This is a genomic window from Lysobacter sp. HA18 (genome assembly GCF_054057595.1).
The window spans coordinates 2,819,547-2,838,837 of record NZ_JBSRZL010000001.1; the positions used below are offsets into that span (position 1 = coordinate 2,819,547).

18 protein-coding genes are annotated in these 19,291 nt (G+C 63.3%); 9 read left to right on the forward strand and 9 right to left on the reverse strand.

Translation table 11 applies throughout. The features are described from left to right. Positions 1–21: 21 nt before the first annotated feature. A complete protein-coding gene (gene sucC, locus ACVWWW_RS13755; RefSeq protein ID WP_027081900.1) occupies positions 22–1,191 on the reverse strand; it encodes an ADP-forming succinate--CoA ligase subunit beta in 1,170 nt (389 codons plus the stop codon). Positions 1,192–1,360: 169 nt separating this feature from the next. On the opposite strand from sucC, the gene ACVWWW_RS13760 reads away from it, so the two are divergent. The 6 genes from ACVWWW_RS13760 (at position 1,361) to ACVWWW_RS13785 (ending at position 8,205) form a co-directional block, all read left to right on the forward strand. Further along, entirely contained in the window at positions 1,361–2,956 is a 1,596-nt protein-coding gene (locus ACVWWW_RS13760) for an ATP-binding protein (RefSeq protein ID WP_027081899.1), read from the forward strand. A gap of 78 nt (positions 2,957–3,034) precedes the next feature. Continuing rightward, a complete protein-coding gene (locus tag ACVWWW_RS13765; protein WP_027081898.1) occupies positions 3,035–4,462 on the forward strand; it encodes a sigma-54-dependent transcriptional regulator in 1,428 nt (475 codons plus the stop codon). A gap of 239 nt (positions 4,463–4,701) precedes the next feature. After that, on the forward strand, positions 4,702–5,124 hold the full coding sequence (locus ACVWWW_RS13770) for a pilin (RefSeq protein ID WP_027081897.1): 423 nt from the start codon (positions 4,702–4,704) through the stop codon (positions 5,122–5,124). Between the two features lie 111 nt (positions 5,125–5,235). Next, positions 5,236–5,649 carry a pilin gene (locus ACVWWW_RS13775; protein ID WP_027081896.1) on the forward strand — a complete coding sequence of 138 codons (414 nt, stop codon included), beginning with the start codon at positions 5,236–5,238 and terminating at the stop codon, positions 5,647–5,649. After that, on the forward strand, positions 5,606–7,492 hold the full coding sequence (locus ACVWWW_RS13780) for a hypothetical protein (RefSeq protein ID WP_456998716.1): 1,887 nt from the start codon (positions 5,606–5,608) through the stop codon (positions 7,490–7,492). The genes ACVWWW_RS13775 and ACVWWW_RS13780 overlap by 44 nt, the downstream gene beginning before the upstream one ends. An 83-nt stretch (positions 7,493–7,575) precedes the next feature. After that, positions 7,576–8,205, forward strand: coding sequence for a DegT/DnrJ/EryC1/StrS family aminotransferase (locus tag ACVWWW_RS13785; RefSeq protein WP_456998758.1), 630 nt, complete (start codon positions 7,576–7,578; stop codon positions 8,203–8,205). Between the two features lie 76 nt (positions 8,206–8,281). On the opposite strand, the gene ACVWWW_RS13790 is transcribed toward ACVWWW_RS13785, so the two are convergent. From ACVWWW_RS13790 to ACVWWW_RS13815, 6 genes are all read right to left on the reverse strand, one after another. Then, positions 8,282–9,034: a class I SAM-dependent methyltransferase gene (locus tag ACVWWW_RS13790; protein ID WP_081671927.1), complete on the reverse strand. Its 753-nt coding sequence runs from the start codon at positions 9,032–9,034 to the stop codon at positions 8,282–8,284. Further along, positions 9,031–9,936, reverse strand: coding sequence for a hypothetical protein (locus ACVWWW_RS13795; protein ID WP_027081894.1), 906 nt, complete (start codon positions 9,934–9,936; stop codon positions 9,031–9,033). The genes ACVWWW_RS13790 and ACVWWW_RS13795 overlap by 4 nt, the downstream gene beginning before the upstream one ends. Positions 9,937–9,952: 16 nt before the next feature. After that, the gene (locus ACVWWW_RS13800; protein WP_081671926.1) at positions 9,953–10,723 is read right to left on the reverse strand and encodes a GNAT family N-acetyltransferase; all 771 of its coding nucleotides are present in this window, start codon (positions 10,721–10,723) and stop codon (positions 9,953–9,955) included. Between the two features lie 167 nt (positions 10,724–10,890). Next, entirely contained in the window at positions 10,891–12,036 is a 1,146-nt protein-coding gene (locus tag ACVWWW_RS13805) for a glycosyltransferase (RefSeq protein ID WP_081671925.1), read from the reverse strand. After that, complete coding sequence (locus ACVWWW_RS13810; RefSeq protein WP_456998717.1) at positions 12,033–12,674, reverse strand: class I SAM-dependent methyltransferase; 642 nt, start codon at positions 12,672–12,674, stop codon at positions 12,033–12,035. Before ACVWWW_RS13810 ends, ACVWWW_RS13805 begins: the two co-directional genes overlap by 4 nt. 80 nt (positions 12,675–12,754) lie before the next feature. Beyond that, complete coding sequence (locus tag ACVWWW_RS13815; RefSeq protein WP_027081891.1) at positions 12,755–13,609, reverse strand: glycosyltransferase family 2 protein; 855 nt, start codon at positions 13,607–13,609, stop codon at positions 12,755–12,757. A gap of 211 nt (positions 13,610–13,820) precedes the next feature. Here ACVWWW_RS13815 and pilB point away from each other — a divergent pair, with 211 nt between their 5' ends. The 3 genes from pilB to ACVWWW_RS13830 are packed head-to-tail and all read left to right on the forward strand — an operon-like array spanning position 13,821 to position 17,669. Then, positions 13,821–15,545, forward strand: coding sequence for a type IV-A pilus assembly ATPase PilB (pilB, locus tag ACVWWW_RS13820; protein WP_027081890.1), 1,725 nt, complete (start codon positions 13,821–13,823; stop codon positions 15,543–15,545). A gap of 3 nt (positions 15,546–15,548) precedes the next feature. Next, positions 15,549–16,802, forward strand: a complete 1,254-nt coding sequence (locus ACVWWW_RS13825; RefSeq protein WP_027081889.1) for a type II secretion system F family protein — start codon at positions 15,549–15,551, stop codon at positions 16,800–16,802. A 3-nt stretch (positions 16,803–16,805) separates the two neighbouring features. Continuing rightward, positions 16,806–17,669, forward strand: a complete 864-nt coding sequence (locus ACVWWW_RS13830; RefSeq protein WP_027081888.1) for a prepilin peptidase — start codon at positions 16,806–16,808, stop codon at positions 17,667–17,669. Positions 17,670–17,681: 12 nt separating this feature from the next. Here ACVWWW_RS13830 and coaE read toward each other — a convergent pair whose 3' ends face one another. Together coaE and ACVWWW_RS13840 are read right to left on the reverse strand one after the other, a co-directional pair. Continuing rightward, positions 17,682–18,296 carry a dephospho-CoA kinase gene (gene coaE / locus ACVWWW_RS13835; RefSeq protein WP_027081887.1) on the reverse strand — a complete coding sequence of 205 codons (615 nt, stop codon included), beginning with the start codon at positions 18,294–18,296 and terminating at the stop codon, positions 17,682–17,684. Between the two features lie 19 nt (positions 18,297–18,315). Beyond that, positions 18,316–19,281 carry a Nudix family hydrolase gene (locus ACVWWW_RS13840; protein WP_027081886.1) on the reverse strand — a complete coding sequence of 322 codons (966 nt, stop codon included), beginning with the start codon at positions 19,279–19,281 and terminating at the stop codon, positions 18,316–18,318. Positions 19,282–19,291: the final 10 nt, after the last annotated feature.

Genomic DNA, 19,291 nt, shown 5'->3' on the forward strand with positions numbered 1-19,291 from the left:
CTTGCCCGGGCTACAGCGACGTCAGGCGGCCTTCTGGACCGCGGCGACAGCCTTCTTCGCACCGTCGTTGATGTCGTCGGCGGCCGTGATCGCGAGGCCGGAGTTCTTCAGAAGCTCCTTGCCGGCTTCGACGTTCGTGCCTTCGAGGCGCACGATCACCGGCACCTTGACGTCGACTTCCTTGACCGCCGCGATGATGCCCTCGGCGATCATGTCGCAGCGGACGATGCCGCCGAAGATGTTGACGAAGATCGCCTTCACCTTGTCGCTCGACAGGATCAGCTTGAACGCTTCGGTGACGCGCTCCTTGGTCGCACCGCCGCCGACGTCGAGGAAGTTCGCCGGCGAACCGCCGTTGAGCGAGATGACGTCCATCGTCGCCATGGCCAGGCCTGCACCGTTGACCATGCAACCGATGTCGCCATCCATCGTGACGTAGTTGAGGTCGTACTTCGACGCGAGCACTTCGGTGTCGTCTTCCTGGCGCGTGTCGCGCATGGCGACCAGCTCGGGATGGCGGAACGACGCGTTGTCGTCGGAATCGACCTTGCCGTCGAGCACGGCGAGATCGCCGTTGGTGAGGATCGCGAGCGGGTTGAGTTCGACCAGCGCGAGGTCCTTCTCCATGAACAGCTTGAACAGGCCGGTCATGATCTTGGTGAGCTGGCCGACCTGCTTGGCGTTGAGACCCATCGCGAAGCCGAGGTCGCGGCACTGGTACGGCTGCAGGCCTTCGACGTAGTTCACGTGCAGCGTCTGGATCGCCTCGGGCTTCTCATGCGCGACCTGCTCGATGTCCATGCCGCCTTCCGCCGAAGCGATGAAGGTGACGGTCTTGGTCGAACGATCGACGAGCACCGACAGGTACAGCTCCTTCGCGATGTCCGTGCCTTCGGAGATCAGCACCGAATCGATCGGCAGCTCGACGCCGGCGGTCTGGTACGTGGCCATCTTCGTGCCGAGCATCGCCTTGGCGTACTGCGCGACCTCGTCGAAGTTCTTCGCGAGCTTCACGCCGCCGGCCTTGCCGCGGCCGCCTGCATGGATCTGCGCCTTGACGACCCACAGATCGCCGGGGATCTGCTTGGCCGCCGCCACCGCCGCATCCGGCGAGCGGGCGACGATGCCCATGGGAACGGCGATGCCGTATTCGGCAAAGAGCTGCTTTGCCTGGTATTCGTGGAAATTCATGCGTCACCGAAGGATGGACGTGGGGCCCGCGCGCGAGAGCGCACCCGGAGGCCGGCGCGAGGGGGCAGTATTGTCGCCGATCGGGCGGGGCCGGGCAAAACCGGCGCGGCCGGCGAGCCGCGCGGAATCGGCCACCTATACTCGGCCGACCTGCCGTCGGACGTGCGCCGTGCCCTTCAGAACCGTCGTCACCCCGCTCGACGCCGACCACGTCCTCTACCGCGAACTGCGGCTTTTCAACCTCTACCGGGCGCTCGAGGCAGCGCTGCTGGTGTTCGTGATCTTCGGGCCGTTCGCGTCCACGCTCGAGCCGCCGCGCTATGAGCTGCTGTCGCGCTCGGTGGTCATCGCCTACCTGTTCGTGTCGCTGGTGATGCTCGGCCTCGGGCGACGCATGGACGTGCGCGTCTCGGCGGGCGTCGGCATCGCGGCCGATCTCTTCTTCGGCATCCTCGCGATGCATGCGCTGCCATCCGCGGGCACCGGCATCGCCTTGATGCTGATGTTCAACGTCGGCGCGGCATCGCTGCTGTTGCCGTCGCGCGTCGCGTTCGCGTTCGCGACGACCGCCGTCGCGCTGCTGGTCGGCGAATACGTCTGGAGCATGTTCGACGGCGCGCCGCGTCGCGGCATGTCCGAGCCGGTGATGTTCGCGATCGGCTACTTCGCGCTCGCCACGCTGATGAACGTGCTCGGTCGGCAGATGCGTGACAGCTATGAGATCGCCGCGCTGCGCACCACCGAGAACGAGCACCTAGCGCAGGTCAATGAGCTGATCATCCGTCGACTGCGCACCGGCGTGTTGCTGGTCGACAGCGCCGGTCGCATGCGCCTTGCGAACGAAGCCGCGACATCGCTGATCGGCGATGTCGGCGACGAAGTTCACGGCTTCCGCGAACTTGCAGTCGCGGTACCGGAACTCGGCCGGCGCCTGCAGAAGTGGCGCGAAACAGGTGCGGTCGACGACGAGCCGCTGCGCATCTCTGCGGACCAGAACGACGTCATTCCGCGCTTCACCCGGTTGCAGGCGAACAGCGACCAGGCGCTGGTGTTCCTCGACGACACATCGCTGCTGTCGCAACGCGCCGAGTCGATCACGCTTGCGACACTCGGGCGGTTCTCCGCAAGCCTCGCGCACGAGATCCGCAACCCGCTCGCGGCGATGAGTTACGCGGTGCAGCTGCTCGAGGAATCCGACGACATCCGTCCGGCCGACCGTCGCCTGCTTGAGATCATCCATCAGCACGTCGTGCGCATGAACGGCATCGTCGAGAACGTGCTCGGGCTCGCGCGACGCGAACCGGCGAAACCGGTCGTGGTCGAACTCGTGCACTTCGCGAAGCAGTTCGTCGACGACTACAGCGTGAGTCACCCGATCGAAAGCGACACGCTGATCAGCGCGTCCACGCAGCCGGAACTCAACGCGCTGTTCGATCCGCGACAACTGCATCAGGCGGTGACGGTGCTCGTCGCCAACGCACTCAACTACGGACGCATGCCGGGCGAGCCGGCGCGCGTCACGCTGCGCACGGCGATCGAGAGCGGGCAGCCGGTGCTGGACGTCATCGATCGCGGCCCCGGCATCCCCGAGCCCATTCGCGCGCGGCTGTTCAAACCGTTCTTCACCACGTCGAGCCATGGCACGGGCCTCGGCCTTTACATCGCCCGCGAGCTCTGCCGCGCCAATCAGGCCACCTTGGACTACGTGCCGACCCCCGGCGTCGGCGGCTGCTTCCGGATCCGCATGAGCGCCTTGGGTCGCTGACCTGACCTTCGCCTGACGAAAACCGACGGAAGTGGCCGTAGACGGTCACTTCAGCTAAGGTGCGCGGCGGAGGATCCGATGGCCGAACCCCGTAGTGCCCCCGCCCGCACCGCACTTGTCGTCGACGATGAACGCGACATCCGCGAATTGCTGGTCATGACCCTCGGCCGTATGGGCCTGCGCTGCGATACCGCGGCGAACGTCACCGACGCCCGCGCCCTGCTCTCCCGGAACAAATACGACCTCTGCCTGACCGACATGCGCCTGCCGGACGGCACGGGGCTGGAGATCGTGTCCGAGATCAACCAGAAGCATCCGACCACGCCGGTCGCGATGATCACGGCCTTCGGCAACGTCGAAGCCGCGGTCGAAGCACTGAAGGCGGGTGCGTTCGACTTCGTCAGCAAGCCCGTCGACCTCGGTGTGCTGCGCGACCTGGTCCGCCAGGCGCTGGAGCTGCACGAGCGCCGCCGCGCGGCCAGCGAGGCCGGCATTTCCTCGCGCCTGTTCGGCGAATCGCCCGCCATGGCCTCGCTGCGTGCCACGCTGACCAAGGTCGCCCGCAGTCAGGCGCCGGTCTACATCTCCGGCGAATCCGGCGTCGGCAAGGAGCTGGTCGCCCGCACCATCCATGCGGAAGGCGGTCGCGCCTCCGGGCCGTTCGTGCCCGTGAACTGCGGTGCGATCCCGGCCGAGCTCATGGAAAGCGAGTTCTTCGGCCACAAGAAGGGCTCGTTTACCGGCGCGCATGCCGACAAGCCCGGCCTGTTCCAAGCGGCCGACGGCGGCACCCTGTTCCTCGACGAGGTTGCAGAACTCCCGCTGCCGATGCAGGTCAAGCTGCTGCGCGCGATCCAGGAAAAGTCGGTGCGGCCGGTGGGCTCGAATGCCGAAGCCAAGGTCGACGTCCGAATCCTGTCGGCGACGCACAAGGATCTGGCCGCACTGGTCGAGGAAGGCCGCTTCCGGCACGACCTCTACTACCGCATCAACGTCATCGAGCTGCGCGTGCCGCCGCTGCGCGAGCGTCCCGACGATCTGGCGGGTCTGGCCGACGTCATCCTGCGCCGCCTCTCCGCCGCGCAGGACCGCCCCACCCCACACCTGTCGCCCGACGCGCTCGAAGCGCTGGCCGCGTATCCATTCCCCGGTAACGTGCGCGAACTCGAGAACATCCTCGAACGCTCGCTCGCGCTGGCCGACGGCGAAGTCATCCGCGCCGACGACCTGAGCCTGCCGAAGGTTGTCTCGAAAATCGGCCCGCCGGCCCCCGCATCTGCCGCGCCGCAGCCGACGCCTGCAGCAGCAGCCGGTGCCGACCCGCGCGCGATCGATCCGCGCGACACCGCCACCAGTGCGCTGCCGTCGTACATCGAAGAAATCGAGCGCGCCGCCATCCAGCACGCGCTGCAGGAAAACCGCTACAACAAGACCCGCACCGCAGCTGCACTGGGGATTACGTTCCGCGCGCTGCGCTACAAGCTGAAGAAGTTGGGGATCGAATAGGCCTGACGCTCAGCGTCACGCGCCAACCGAAGCTGACAAATAGGGGCACCACGTTCGTCAGCTGAACCATTCCAAACGTGACGGGCGCCCCGGAAGCATCCCGTCCCGGTTGGCACGCCCCCTTGGCACGGGTTATGCGTATGTCCGGATGCACGGACACCACGCACGGCAAACCAAGGACCCGGCGAGTCGTCCGTCGTACTCCGTGAAGTTCCAACACCACTCCTAGGGGATACACCATGAAGAACCAGCAAGGCTTCACCCTCATCGAACTGATGATCGTCGTCGCGATCATCGCGATCCTCGCCGCCATCGCACTGCCGGCTTACCAGGACTACGTGGCTCGCGCCCAGGTCACCGCTGGCCTCGCCGACATCCGTGGCGGCGTGACCGCGTACGAAGAAATGATCAATCGCGGTACCGGCACGCCCAGCGCTTCGGCTATCGGCCTGCAGGACGCCACCACGCGTTGCTCGGCAGTCGGCGTGACCGGCACCTCGACCGCTGACGGCGGCCAGACGATCACCTGCACGCTCTCGGGGAACCCGAAGGTGTCGGGCAAGATCGTGACGCTGACCCGCTCGGCGACCGGCGCTTGGAACTGCTCGATCAACCTCGGCGCGGGCAACAAGTATCTGCCGAACGGCTGCACGGGCACCTAATAGCGCTAGCGTCAAACAAAAAGGGAGCGGCCCTGGCCGCTCCCTTTTTTTTGCCCGGATGTTCGGCATGAAACCTGCAAGGCTCTTCCGCAACCGCGACGGAGCAATTCGATGAAAAGCCACACGCAAGACGGATTCACACTGATCGAGTTGATGATCGTAGTCGCGATTATCGCCGTCCTCGCCGCGATAGCGCTGCCCGCATATCAGGACTACGTCGCTCGGGCACAGGTTTCGTCGGGACTCGCGGACATCGCCGGAGGTCGCTCTCTATTCGAGGCCCAGGTCGTCGCGAACAATGCCACGACGTTCGACGTTGCCGACATTGGCCTGCAAACCTCCACGCCGCATTGCGAGATCACGATGGATCCCGCAGCAGCAGGAGGTTATGTTCGCTGCTTGCTAAAGGGAAACCCGAAGGTCGCCGGTCAAACCGTCGAGATCACGCGGAACGGCACGGGCGTCTGGTCCTGCAGTACGAGTGCCGGACTGGCGGCGAAATACCGACCCGAAGGATGCAGCTGATGGACTGCGCTATCGTGCGCGGATGACGCCTCGAATTCAGTTCGCCCTGCTCGCGCCCTTGGCGCTGTTGCTCATCGTCTTTGTTGTCTACTACCCGGGGCTCTCCGGCGGATTTCTGTTCGACGACTTTCCGAACATCGTTACCAACGCGCGAGTCCACATGGGCCGTGTCGATCTGGGCTCCTTACAACGAGCCGCCTTGGCCTATCAGCTCGGGGGTTTCAGCCGGCCACTCGCGACCATTACTTTCGGGCTCAACTACTACTGGGGCGGCCTTGACCCATACGGCTACAAGGCCGTCGGACTCGCGATCCATCTGGCCAATGCCCTCCTGGTGTACGTCCTAGTTTCGCGACTTTGGCCGCGCAGCGAAAATGCTCAGCGATCGTGGATTGCACCGATGGCCATCGCGCTTGCATGGGCGGTCCACCCGTTGCAGGTTTCGTCCACCCTGTACGTCGTGCAACGCATGGAAACGCTGTCGTTCACGTTTGTATTTGCGGGACTCATTCTTTACGTCGAAGGTCGTCATCGACAGATCGAAGGCCGTGGGGGGTGGGCCACCGTTCTTGCATCGTTCGCTGTCGCCGCAATCGGACTACTCAGTAAGGAAAGCGCGGCGCTGTTCCCGCTCCTGGCACTGTGTCTCGAATTGACGCTCTTCCAATTTCGCGCGCAGCAGCAGCTCACTTCACGCGCGCTCCGTGTCGCCTACTCCCTGGGCGGAGGCGTGGCGGCCGTGATCATGCTGACTTGGGTCATTCCACACTTTGCATCCACCTCGGCCTACAGGTTCCGGGACTTCAACGCCTACGAAAGGCTACTAACGCAGTTTCGAGTTCTTGCGCTGTATCTTTGGCAGATTGCTCTGCCGTTGCCACAGAACCTTCACTTCTACTATGACAGCTACCGACCCTCGACAGGATGGCTGCATCCTTGGACGACCCTCGTAAGCGCGATAGCGCTGCTAGCGCTGCTACTTAGTGCCTTCGCAGCGAGGCGTCGCCAGCCTCTCTATGCGCTTGGAATCTTGTGGTTCTTTGTCGCCCACGCGATAACGAGCAACATTTTTCCTCTTGAACTCGTCTTCGAACATCGGAACTATTTCGCACTGCTAGGCGTCGTCGTGGCGGCCTCGGATCTCATTGCACGAGTACCCATGGCGCACGGCCCCGCGCTCAAGCGCGTTGCGGTCGCCGCTTGTATTGTCTTTCTGGCTTTTCTGGGCGTTCTGCGTGCCGCCTCGTGGGGCAAACCTCTTCAACTCGCGACAGAATTGTCGTACAGGGATCCCCAATCTGCGCGAGCCAGCAGCGATCTCGCGACGCTCTACTTCTCCATGGCGGATGGAAATCCAGATTCGCCATTCTTCTCGATGGCGAGTGCGGAATTCGAACGCGCCTCGAAGCTGCCATCGGCATCGTCCCTGCCCGAGCAGGGATTGATTTTGATGAAGGCTAGCGCGGGGCTCCCTGTCCCCAAGAGCTTGTGGAACCGCCTGGACGACAAGCTGAGTCGCACGGTGGTTGGCCCGGAGGAAATGGCGACAGTCAGCGGACTTCTGGAGAACCGCGCCAAGGACGTACCGCTGGACGATAGCGAACTTGCGCGCACCTACGCCATTCTTTCTGCCCGGGCATCACTGCCCTCCTCGATGTACGTGCAGTTGGCGACGCACTCGCTAATGCGCCTTCACGATGAGAAAGCTGCGGCGCGCTACTTCATCCTTGCGGTACACGCAGCACCTGAAGACCGTGAGTTCGCCGCGCGGCTCAGCGCTCAGCTGATTGCCGACGGCTATCACAAAGCGGCGTCTGACTTGCTTCTTTCTCTGCAACGCTGAGGCGAAACTTCGCCGTGGGCCGGGTCCGGCACCAGTCCAACTACGCGCGTGGTGGCCGGTAACGTGTAATGAAGTTCGAGGCCATGGGCGCATCATCGGCACAGGCCCTTTCCTCGGTTTTTGCAGCATCCGATCGTCAAGAAAAAAAGGTCGGAGAAGTTTTCGCATGCGTCCATGCGGTTTGCTTGCCCGACTGGCTGAAAACGGGACCATGGATTGCGCGCTTCACGACCTTAGTTCGCCGCTTATCGACAACTGCGGCCGCAACGAGTAACGGCCGTCGCTGGTGCATCGCCGCGCTTCACGCAACCATGGCGGGCGCGGGTCTGCCTCGTGGCGTGGAGGTCATCACAACGCCGCTGACGTTCTGCGCCACGCACAATTCGGTCATCCGCGCTGGTCTGAAGGCCGCTTTGGCGGACGCGGCCCGCATGCGCACGTATCGATCCAGGCGTCATTGCATCAGCGGGTCCCTTGCGACATGGGCAAATCATTCCTATGCATTTGTTTGCCGGCGGCCATGTGACACGGGCCGAATCATGACTATCGAAGGGCGACACGACCTCGTAATAATTGCGGAATGGACTCACGCGATCGAAGCGACCTTTCGGGGTCGCCCCGCGGGTAGTTCCGAGAGCGAGCGTCCGCTTCTACGTTACAAGCACCATGAGCCTACCGTTGAGTCCTGTCGCCGCGTGACGTCGAGTGCGTGATCGACGGTGTTTCCGCAGCGCTCGCCCGAAAGGCTGTGCTGGTTGGCGTTCTGTTCTCGCTGTACACACGGCGGGTCTAAGGCTTGCGAAGCACGAACAGCGCATCCGCATAGTCCCAGCGTGGCGGCACCGACTGGCCCCAGAATCTGGACTCGAATCGGACGAGCGCGGGTAGCCATCGACGCGCGACGAGCCCGTATCGGATGGCATAGGTCCACGGCATGCGTGCGCGCCTAATTAGGCGCCAGTGTTCGATATCGAATCCTGCGCTGCGTGCTATACGCAAGAAGTCGCCCGGCGCGCGCTGCCGCTTGTTGTTGCGAAGGTCAAGGAAATCTTCACTGCGGATTTGCTCGACCGATACAACCCTTCCACCCGATCGAAGGATCCGATGCAACTCCTGCAAAATGGCGAGCAGCTCGTGGTCGTCGATCGCGTACTGCAGAACGGCCGCAGTCGTGACAGCAGCGAACTGCCCATCGGCAAACGGCAGATTCACCCCATCAAACTGGACCAACCGCCCGGCGAGAGTGACATCGCGCTCCGTCGCCAACTGAAGCATGGTCGACGACACATCGGCGCCTAATTGCAGCTGCCCAGCGCGCATGGCATCCACGGCTGAGAGGAAAGTTCCCGTGCCGCAACCTACGTCCAGCAGCGGTCCGAACGGTGGTAAAAAGGGGCCGATCGCGTGGTCTCGGCACGCAGCAATGTAGGCTGTCTTGATTCCGGCACGGTCGTTAGGATCGGTCGCCGCGCAAGCGCCGAAGCGGCAACCAAGCTGTTCCCAATACCGACGCATGTCGTGCCCGGGCACTGCAGGCTTCATGCGCCGGCCCTCTTGCAACACCAAATCCAGCCGCCCACGGCGGCGAGAATTTCCCCGCCCGTTAACACGACACGTGCCGCCACGGAAAAGCCAACAGCGTCGCTCGTGTGGGGCAACGCAACGGCAACCAATGCTACGAAAGCACCTTCGCGCACGACAATGCCCCCTGGCGTGATTGATACTAGCCCCGCGAACAACCAAGCGATCGAATAGATCGCTCCAATTTTCAAACTTAACGCCGGTGACGCGGCCGGAAACAGTAGCGCGCAGAGGCCCCAGAAGAAGAGCCACTCAACGGCCATCGCCGTGACAACGAGGGCCGCCGCACGCCACGCACGCCGCCGCGTACCGCATACAACCCTCAGACGGCATGTAATCCAACTCGTCAGAAGTAACATCCCGACGCACGCCAGCGGCGCTTGCGGAGAGATCAGAGCGAAAACGAGCACGCTGCCCACGCCCGAGATTGCAGCGTGCAAAGCAGTGGCCTGCAGAGCAGCATGCAGGCCTACGGTAGTGGCGGTTCGCCTGATCTGGAACGCAGTCCCCCAGATCCGGCCCGGCACATATTTCAGCCCTTGGGCGACAAGGTAGGCCGCCGCGATATCGGCACGTGACAAAGATCGCCCAATGGGATGTGCGACGAATGCAAACGTTGCAGCCGCTGCGGCGAGGGTCAGGCCGCCCAGTAATGTCGCCAGCGTAAGGGCTTCCCAAGCGCCGCGCCTAGCAAACGTCGCGGCCCAATAGGAAGCAATCGACTGATCAACAAGAAGCCGATAACTCGCCACGCCCAGTATGCCGGCCATCACGACCTGAAGGGCCAGCCGGCCGGCACCGAAGCTCGACAGCTCCTTGCCGCGTTCCCTCACCGCCGGCCCTCGCGCCGCTTCCCTGGTCATAGTCGTGCTCGGTATATCACCGGGCACTCCGTCGAGCCAGGTCCATTGCCCAGGTAGCGAGCCTTCCTACCCGCCCGAAACCTTCGTCCGTCGTGACGCTATAGCCCTGAGCGGTTCCCCATTTCTGCTTGTAGCGCATCAACCCGATATGGCTCGGCGGCGAAGCCATCAGATTGAACTGCGGTGAGCCCTGCGCGCGTGCGGAATTGATTAGCCAGTCAAGCATGAGATCGTTGAGCCCGACGCGCCGCGCTGACGGTGCGACGGCGGCGTGCAGGTAATAGGTGCAGTCTTCATGTCGGACGCCGATAGCAAACGCCTGCGTCGTGCCGTCGGTCGCCATATATGAGCAACACAGGACACGAGGATCCACGCTCGACAGCCGCGCCAAGCGCTCGAAATACGCGACCGTGTATCTTGCGCGTGCGCCGCGTCGCTGCACAGTGCCGCGATATAGCTCCCAAGCTGCCTTCGGGTCGAGCTGATTGGCGAACTGGAATTCTGAGGCGGCGCGACGCGCATAAGCGACATCGCGGCGGATGCGCGAATGCCTCGACCCCGGCCAGCCCGCTAGATCAGGTATCCACACTTCGGGAAGCGTCTGCGCACTTGCCCCGCCGGGCTTGGTGGCCCGCGAATTGACTGCACGAAGCACATCGAGATTCATAGCGCGAGCGAGCGCAGCCCGTTCCACGCTACCGAGCAGCGCTAGGCGGCTAGGCGCGAGGTGCGGAAACCCGAGGAAACCGATTCGCAGCGGGCCGCGCACGAATACCGGTACGACCATGCCAAATCCATGCGTCACATTCCACGCGTACCGCACAGAGCATCTGAGGCCCTCTAAGACGTTTCCCCAACTTTCGGACGCCCAGAACGCCTGCGCCGCTGCGCACCACGCCTCATGATCGGCGCAAGGACACTCTGTAACCTGCCACGGGCTGGGGTCCGCCTTTATCACTGGGCCCTTGGCGCGCGCGCGAGCTCAAGGAGTCGTGGCGCGATGTGGTCAGAAATTGAGAAACGACGCGCCATTTCTCGAAGGGCTCTTTCCATGGTCGAAACGTCCGTTCCGAGCGCCGTGCGCAACGCCCCCGCGAACGCCAGAGGCGTCACGGCCGATGCGACCCAGCCCACTCCGCCCTTTGTGACGAGGTCAGGAAGATCCCCCACGGGTGAGGCGACGACAGGGCAACCCTGCTGCATAGCGTCGGAAAAGACGACTGGAATGCTCTCGACTCGGGAGGGCAGTAGCAGGATGTCACTCGATGCGAATGCAGCACCAACTTCTACACGGTCGAGATAGCCCTTGCAGGCCACCGGTCGGCCGTTGCGAACGAGGCGCTCGACTCCTGCGCGAACGGCACTCTCAAGTGGCCCACCGCCGCAGATCTTAATAGACTCGATGCGGCCCCAATCTGCGTCTGAGAGAAGGTCGAGCGCCTCGAGTAATAGGTCCACACCTTTATTTCGATGCCAGCGCCCGACATACAACAACCTATAGGGCAGCTGGCCGCGCAATGTACGCGGCTTCGACACGAGACTCCTTGCACTAGGAAGGAACTCGACGGAGCGACCTGCCACTCGCTCCGTCTGCCGCGCGAGCGTCACCCCGTCGGAAAAACAGCAATCTGCGTCGACGAGAACCGACCTTAGGCACCCTCGAACGATTGGGATTCGCCCGAGTGACCAGATGTCGCTCCCGAGGGTCCAAACCGAGTACGGCACGCCAGTGATCTTTGTCACCCGCCTTGCCCAGTGGCCAGAAGGTAACGCCCACAGGGCGAGTTGATGGGAGGTCGGCCCAGCGCGAACCGCATCTAGCGCAGCGGCAGCGCCGCTGGACAACACGCGATGAAGGCTGACTAAGTCGCGAGGATTCATCGGCGACAACGTGGACAATGCCTTTTCCGGGGCGGCGAATCGAAAGACCTCGACGTTATCCGTCAAAGATTCGCGAGTGTTGCTTGGTCCAGGCGCCACAACGCGAATTGGTAGCCGACTGCTCAACGCAATAGCAATGTCGGCGACAAACGCGCCGGCGGCCTCGCTGCCATCGCCGCGAACCGGGAATGACGTCGTCACAAGCACCAATGCCTTCATTCGCGAACCGCCATGCCTTCATAGCCAACAGTCAGCGCACTCCAGTTCGGGAGAATGCGTGCGAGTGACCACGCCACGACGTTTGTGACGGGCACCAGGAAAGCGATTAACGGTAAGGCGAGAAGGCCAGTCCCCATAGTCTGCAATGCAGTTATAGCGCTCCCCGCTAGAGCGAGAGCGATCATGAGCCCTGCCGATTCAATAGCGCCCAGTACTGGTCTGATGTCTGGCTTTTCGAACCCTGCTCTAGCTAGCGAACGCGCTAGACCGTGCTCTGTGTAGCGCTGGTAGTCAAAAGGTGCATCGTGAACGGGATAGATGAAGGGCATACTGAAGACGAGCCTGCCGCCTGGCCGTAATACTCGACGAATGTCCTCCAATGCCACGTCGGGCTTGGAAACGTGCTCCAGCACCTCAAGGAGCAGCACCGTATCGAAAGATCCATCCGCAAACGGCAACCTCATCACATCACCAAAAACGTCGGGCGTCGATCCGTAATCGATTCCTCCCGAAGCTGGATAGTCAAGGCCCACATACATACAGCTCGGCGGCAATTTGTGTGCTGCCCAGCGTCCCGCGCAGCCGACATCCAGCACCTTGCCCGGCGGCAAGGCGGCGAGCAGGCGAGCTGTGCTCACGCGTGAGCGGATGAGCCACTGCGGGTGCAAGGGGGTTGAGCGAACGAGCCTGAAAAACGTGATTGCAACGCGTGACATGATCATTGCCGCGCGCTTGCATACATGAGCGATGTGATCTGCTCAGACACCAACCCAATCAAAAAAATAATCACCGATGCGCTGAAGAGCAGCGTACTCATGTTCGTGAAGCGGTGCGCCACTGCGAAGCTGTACCCGTAGCAGGCAAAGCCGAGCACAAACGGTATCAGTGCGGCGGGGGCAAACAACTTAAGGGGCGAATACAGCGTGGCGATCTTGAAAATAATCAGTAGAAACCTTAGTCCGTCACGCACCGGCCGGATATGACTATGCCCAATTCGCTTTGCTACCGGGATCGGCACGTAGGCCACCGGATAGCCGCTACGGAAAAAGGCCATCGTCGAGGTAGTGGGATAGGAAAACCCATTCGGCAGCAGGTGCAGGAACTCGCGAAAGCGGTCCGCACGAACAACCCGAAACCCTGATGTCAGGTCAGCGATTCGATGGCCGGTCATCCAACTAGCCAGCCGGTTGTAGAAACCGTTCGCTGCGCTGCGGCTGCGGTTGGCTTGCCCGCTGCCGTCGCGCGCGCCGACGACCATGTCGTAGCCGTCTGCAAGTCGCGCCAGCAGCATTTCGATCTGTTCAGGATGGTGCTGGCCATCGGCATCCATGAAGACAATGACGTCGCCGCTGGCGGCACGTGCCCCGCGTTTGATGGCCGCTCCATTGCCCATGGAGTAAGGGGCCGAGATGACCTTCGCTCCATGTGCTACGGCAACCGCGGCTGTGCCATCTGTAGAGCCGTCGTCGGACACGATCACCTCCGCATTGGGAAACACAGCCCAAAGCGCGGGGAGCGTACGGAGTAGGCCATGTTCCTCGTTCTTAGCAGGCAAGACGACGCTGAGGCGCATAAGTGGTTCGGCGGCAGTGGAGACCCTAGCGTCGCTGGTCGCGAGGCTGCTGGCAATCGCGGGCGACGCACACACCTGCCGCTCGTTTGCGCCATGTGGCACAGACACCCTAACCCTTCAGGTAACCGGGCCTCAAAAACGGGGAGACGTCCGCACTGCGTGGCCCGGATTTTGCGTTAGAGTCCCTGCAGGGGCTGCAAAAAGGGTCAACATGAATACCGTCGCTACCGCCAACCTGGTGGGGATCACGGGCATTGCCCGTCGCCTGGTGCTCGACGGAGCGCTGGATGAGAGCGTGGCGCGCGAGGCAATGGCCGCCGCCACGACCGAAAAGAAGCCGCTCGCCGTCTACCTGTCGGACCGCCGATTGGTGTCGGCCGCTAGCATGGCCGCTGCCAATTCGGTCGAGTTCGGCGTCCCCCTGCTGGATGCCAACGCGTTCGATCCCGGGCAATCGGCGATCAAGCTGGTCAACGATGAGCTCCTTCGCAAGCACGGGGTGCTGCCGCTGTTCAAGCGCGGCAACCGGCTGTTCGTGGGGATCACGGACCCGACCAACTCGCACGCGCTGGACGAGATCAAGTTCCAGACCAACCTCGCCGTTGAGGCGATCCTCGTCGACGCCGACACCATCGCACGTTGCCTGGACCGCTGGTCCGAGAACAGCGACACGCTGGGCGATGGCGGCGGCGATGACGAAGGTCTCGAGAACTTAGAGGTCGGCAAGGACGACGACCTGACCGCTGGCGATTCAGGTGTCGACGCCAAGGGCGATGACACGCCGGTCGTTCGGTTCGTGAACAAGGTGCTGGTCGACGCAATCCGCCGCGGTGCTTCGGACATCCATTTCGAGCCCTACGAGACGGACTTCCGCGTACGCCTGCGCATCGACGGCATCCTCAAGCAGGTCGCGAAGGCGCCGCAGAAGCTCAGCACCCGCATCGCGGCGCGCCTGAAGGTCATGGCGCAGCTGGACATTGCCGAAAAACGCGTCCCCCAAGACGGCCGCATCAAGCTCAACCTGTCCAAGACCAAGCAGATCGACTTCCGCGCCAGCACCCTTCCGACGCTGTTCGGCGAGAAAGTGGTGCTGCGTATCCTCGACGGCAGCGCAGCCAAGCTCGGCATCGACAAGCTTGGCTACGAGGACGACCAGAAGGAGCTGTTCCTCAGCGCCATCGCCAAGCCCTACGGCATGGTGCTGGTCACCGGCCCGACGGGCTCGGGTAAGACGGTCTCGCTCTACACGGCGCTCAACATTCTCAACGACGACACCCGCAACATTTCGACGGTCGAGGATCCCGTCGAAATTCGCGTCGCCGGCATCAACCAGGTCCAGCAGAACCAGAAGCGCGGCATGACGTTCGCTGCAGCCCTGCGCAGCTTCCTGCGACAGGACCCGGACGTGATCATGGTCGGCGAAATCCGCGACCTCGAGACGGCGGAGATCGCGGTCAAGGCGGCGCAGACCGGTCACATGGTGCTGTCGACGCTGCACACCAACGACGCGCCGCAGACGGTGTCGCGACTGATGAACATGGGCATCGCGCCCTACAACATCATCTCATCGGTCTCGCTAGTCATCGCCCAGCGCCTCGCCCGACGCCTGCACGACTGCAAGCGACCGGTGCAGCTGCCGGAGCACGCGCTGATCGCCGAGGGCTTCACCGCCGAGGAAATCGCGACGGGGTTCACGGTGTACGAAGCTGTCGGTTGCCCTGATTGCACCGAGGGGTACAAGGGGCGCACGGGTATCTACCAGGTCATGCCGATGACCGAGGAGATCCAGGCGATCATCCTCGAAGGCGGCAACGCCATGCAGATCGCTGAGGCGGCGCAACGCTCGGGAATCCGGGACCTGCGCCAGTCCGCCCTGATGAAACTGCGCAAGGGCGTCACGAGCCTCGCCGAAATCAACCGCGTCACCAAGGACTAAGCCATGGCCGCGAGCCGATCGACAGTCAAAACCACCGCCCGCCCCGGCGACAGCCTGCAGACCTTCACCTGGGTCGGCAAGGACAAGCGCGGCGTCGTCATGAAGGGCGAGCAGTCGGCCAAGAACATCAATCTGGTGAAGGCCGAATTGCGCCGTCAGGGGATTACGCCGCAGACGGTCAAGCCGAAGGGCAAGCCGCTGTTCGGTGCTGCCGGTAGCGCGATCAAGCCGCGTGACATCGCGATTTTCAGCCGACAGATCGCCACGATGATGAAGTCGGGCGTCCCAATCGTCGGCGCTTTAGAGATTATTTCCAACGGAAACAAGAATCCCCGGATGCGGCAGCTGGTCGACACGGTGCGCGCGGATATTCAAGGTGGCTTGTCATTTACAGAAGCGCTCGCCCGCCATCCGGTGCAGTTCGACGAGCTATATCGCAACCTAGTCCGTGCAGGGGAGGCAGCGGGCGTGCTCGAGACGGTGCTCGACACGATCGCTACGTACAAGGAAAACCTTGAGACGCTCAAAGGCAAGATCAAGAAGGCGATGTTCTACCCGGCCATGGTTGTGGCCGTTGCGCTGCTGGTCAGCTCGATTCTGCTCGTGTTCGTAGTCCCCCAATTCGAGGATGTGTTCAAGGGTTTCGGCGCCGACCTGCCGGCGTTCACGCAAATGGTGGTGAACCTCAGCCGCTTCATGGTCGCTTGGTGGTGGCTGGTACTGCTCGTTATCGTTGGTGCCGCGGTCGCCTTTATTGCAGCGTTGAAGCGCTCCGTGGCGTTCCAGCACCTACTCGATCGAGTGATCCTCAAGTTGCCCGTCATCGGTCAGATCATGCACAACTCGGCGATCGCTCGGTTCGCGCGCACGCTCGCCGTGACGTTCAAGGCCGGCGTTCCGCTGGTCGAAGCGCTGGACACCGTCTCGGGCGCCACCGGCAATGCCGTATACACCGATGCTGTGCTGCGCATCCGTGACGATGTTGCGGTCGGTTACCCCGTTAACGTCGCGATGAAGCAGGTCAACCTTTTTCCCCACATGGTGATCCAGATGACCGCCATCGGTGAGGAAGCTGGTGCACTGGACACTATGTTGTTCAAGGTTGCGGAATTCTACGAACAGGAAGTCAACAACGCGGTCGATGCGCTTTCCAGCCTCCTGGAACCCCTGATCATGGTGTTCCTCGGCGTGATCGTTGGCGGCATGGTAATTGCCATGTACCTGCCAATCTTCAAGCTGGCCTCGGTCGTCGGCTGAACGGTGGCGTTCCTCGACCAGAACCCCCAGATCGGTTATCCGCTCGCCGCAGGCTTCGGCCTGCTGGTGGGCAGCTTCCTCAACGTGGTGATCCTCCGGCTGCCGACGCGGCTGGAGTGGTCGTGGAAGCGCGATTCGCGTGAGGTGCTCGGGCTCGACGAGGTCTATGACCCGCCGCCGCCCGGCATCGTGGTCGAGCGATCGCACTGCCCGCATTGCAAGCACGCGCTGAGCTGGTACGAGAACATCCCGCTCTTCAGCTGGCTCGCGCTGCGCGGCCGCTGCCGTCACTGCAAGGCACCGATCTCGGTGCAGTATCCGGCAGTCGAACTGCTGACGATGCTGCTGTTCCTGGCCTGCGTCGCGCGTTTCGGCTTCGGCTGGCAGGGCTTCGGCGCGATGCTGTTCACCGGCTTTCTGATCTCGATGTCGGGCATCGACCTGCGCACGCAGCTCCTGCCAGATTCGCTGACGCTGCCGTTGATGTGGCTGGGCTTGATCGCGGCGTCCGACAATCTCTACATGCCCGCGAAGCCCGCACTCGTCGGTGCTGCGGTCGGATACGCGAGCCTGTGGTCGGTGTGGTGGCTGTTCAAGCAGCTCACCGGCAAGGAAGGCATGGGCCATGGCGACTTCAAGCTGCTCGCCGCGATCGGCGCATGGACCGGCCTGCGAGGAATCCTGCCGACCATCCTGATCTCATCGCTGGTCGGCGCGATCATCGGTTCGATCTGGCTGGCCGCCAAAGGCCGCGACCGCGCGACGCCGATCCCATTCGGCCCCTACCTCGCGATCGCAGGCTGGATCGTGTTCTTCTGGGGCGGCACGCTCGTCGACAACTACATGCGGTACGCGCACCTGCAATAACTGCGGCCGCGGCTAGCGTGTTGCCGACAACTGCCTATAGCGCACGTCCAAGGCATCCACCAACGGATGCAGCGCATCGCGAGTGCCCGTATTGACGATCAGGTCATCTGCGGTGGCCAGACGCCGTTCGCGAGTTGCCTGTGCGCTAATCATCCGGTCCGCCAGATCGCGATCGATTCCATCGCGTGCGACCAGGCGCTGGCGCTGCACGTCGACCGGCACGTCGACGACAAGTATTCGCGCCAGATACGGATAGGCATCGCGGCCGCCGCCTTCGGCAAGTAACGGAATGGCAGCGATGACGTAGGGCGACGTCGCTTGGCGGCACCGGGACTCGATCGTCTGCCGCACCAGCGGGTGGACGATGGCTTCCAGCGCCGCGCGTTCGGCGGGCGTGTCGAATACGTGCCGCCGCAGTGCCGCACGATCGAGCTGACCATCGCGTTGCAGCACATCGGCGCCGAAATGCGCTACGACCGCCGCGAGCCCGGGCGTGCCCGGCGCGACCACTTCCCGTGCGATCACGTCCGCGTCGACCACGGTAATGCCACGCGCTTGGAAGTGGCGCGCGGCTTCCGATTTTCCTGACGCGATGCCGCCGGTCAGGCCGATGACGTAGGGCTGCATGGAGACCTCCGCCGCCAGCCTAGCCGAGCGGACCGTCGAAGAAGAACCCGCGGATCCCGGCGACGCCTTGCGCACCGTGTTCGCGTGCCTGATCGACATGCGCGGGGCCGAGGCCGCCGATTGCATACAGCGGCAGCGAGACGGACTCGCGCATGGATGCGAAGCCCGCCCAGCCGATCGGCGAACGGTCGGGATGCGAGGGCGTTGGCGCGACATGGCCGAGCACGGCGAAGTCGCAACCGAGCCGCTGTGCGGCTGCGAGTTCCTCGGCCGTGTGGCACGAGGCAGCGACAGACACGTCAGCGGGCAGTGGGCGTTCGTCGAATGCGGCGAGTTGTACGGCGCGCAGATGCACGCCGATGCCGAGTTCGCGAGCGAGGTCGACGTCGCTGTTGACCAGCACCTCCGCACCAACCGCACGGCAACGCGCGATCGCATCGACTACCACGGCGCGCCATGTCTCCAACGACGTGCCCGGCGATCGCAGCTGCACCCGGCGAACGCCGCCATCCAGCGCGCGCTGCACGCCGCAGAGCCAAGCGTCGATGTCGTCGCCGACGATCGCCGGCGTCACCGCATACAACGCCGGCTGCAACAGCGCAGCGACCACCGGCCGATCCGCCGGCGGCATGTCGTAACGCGCGAGCTTGTCGAGTGGCACCCACGCCAAGGCCTGACCTTCGAGCCCGCGCGCGGCGCCCGTCCATGCATCGACGATTCGGACGTCGAGCACCAGCGCCTTGTCCGGGTATTGCTGCGGTACGCGGATCAGCGGCGCGCCGACGCGCACGTCGATGCCGAGTTCTTCGTGCAACTCACGAACGAGTGCCTGCTCGGGCGTCTCGCCGGGCTCGCGCTTGCCGCCGGGAAATTCCCACAGGCCGGCAAGGTCACGGCCCTCGGTACGGCGCGCGAGCAGCACGCGGCCGCGTACGTCGCGGATGACACCCGCGACGACGTGGATCGATCGTTTCGCGTCAGCCACGGGGCGGAAG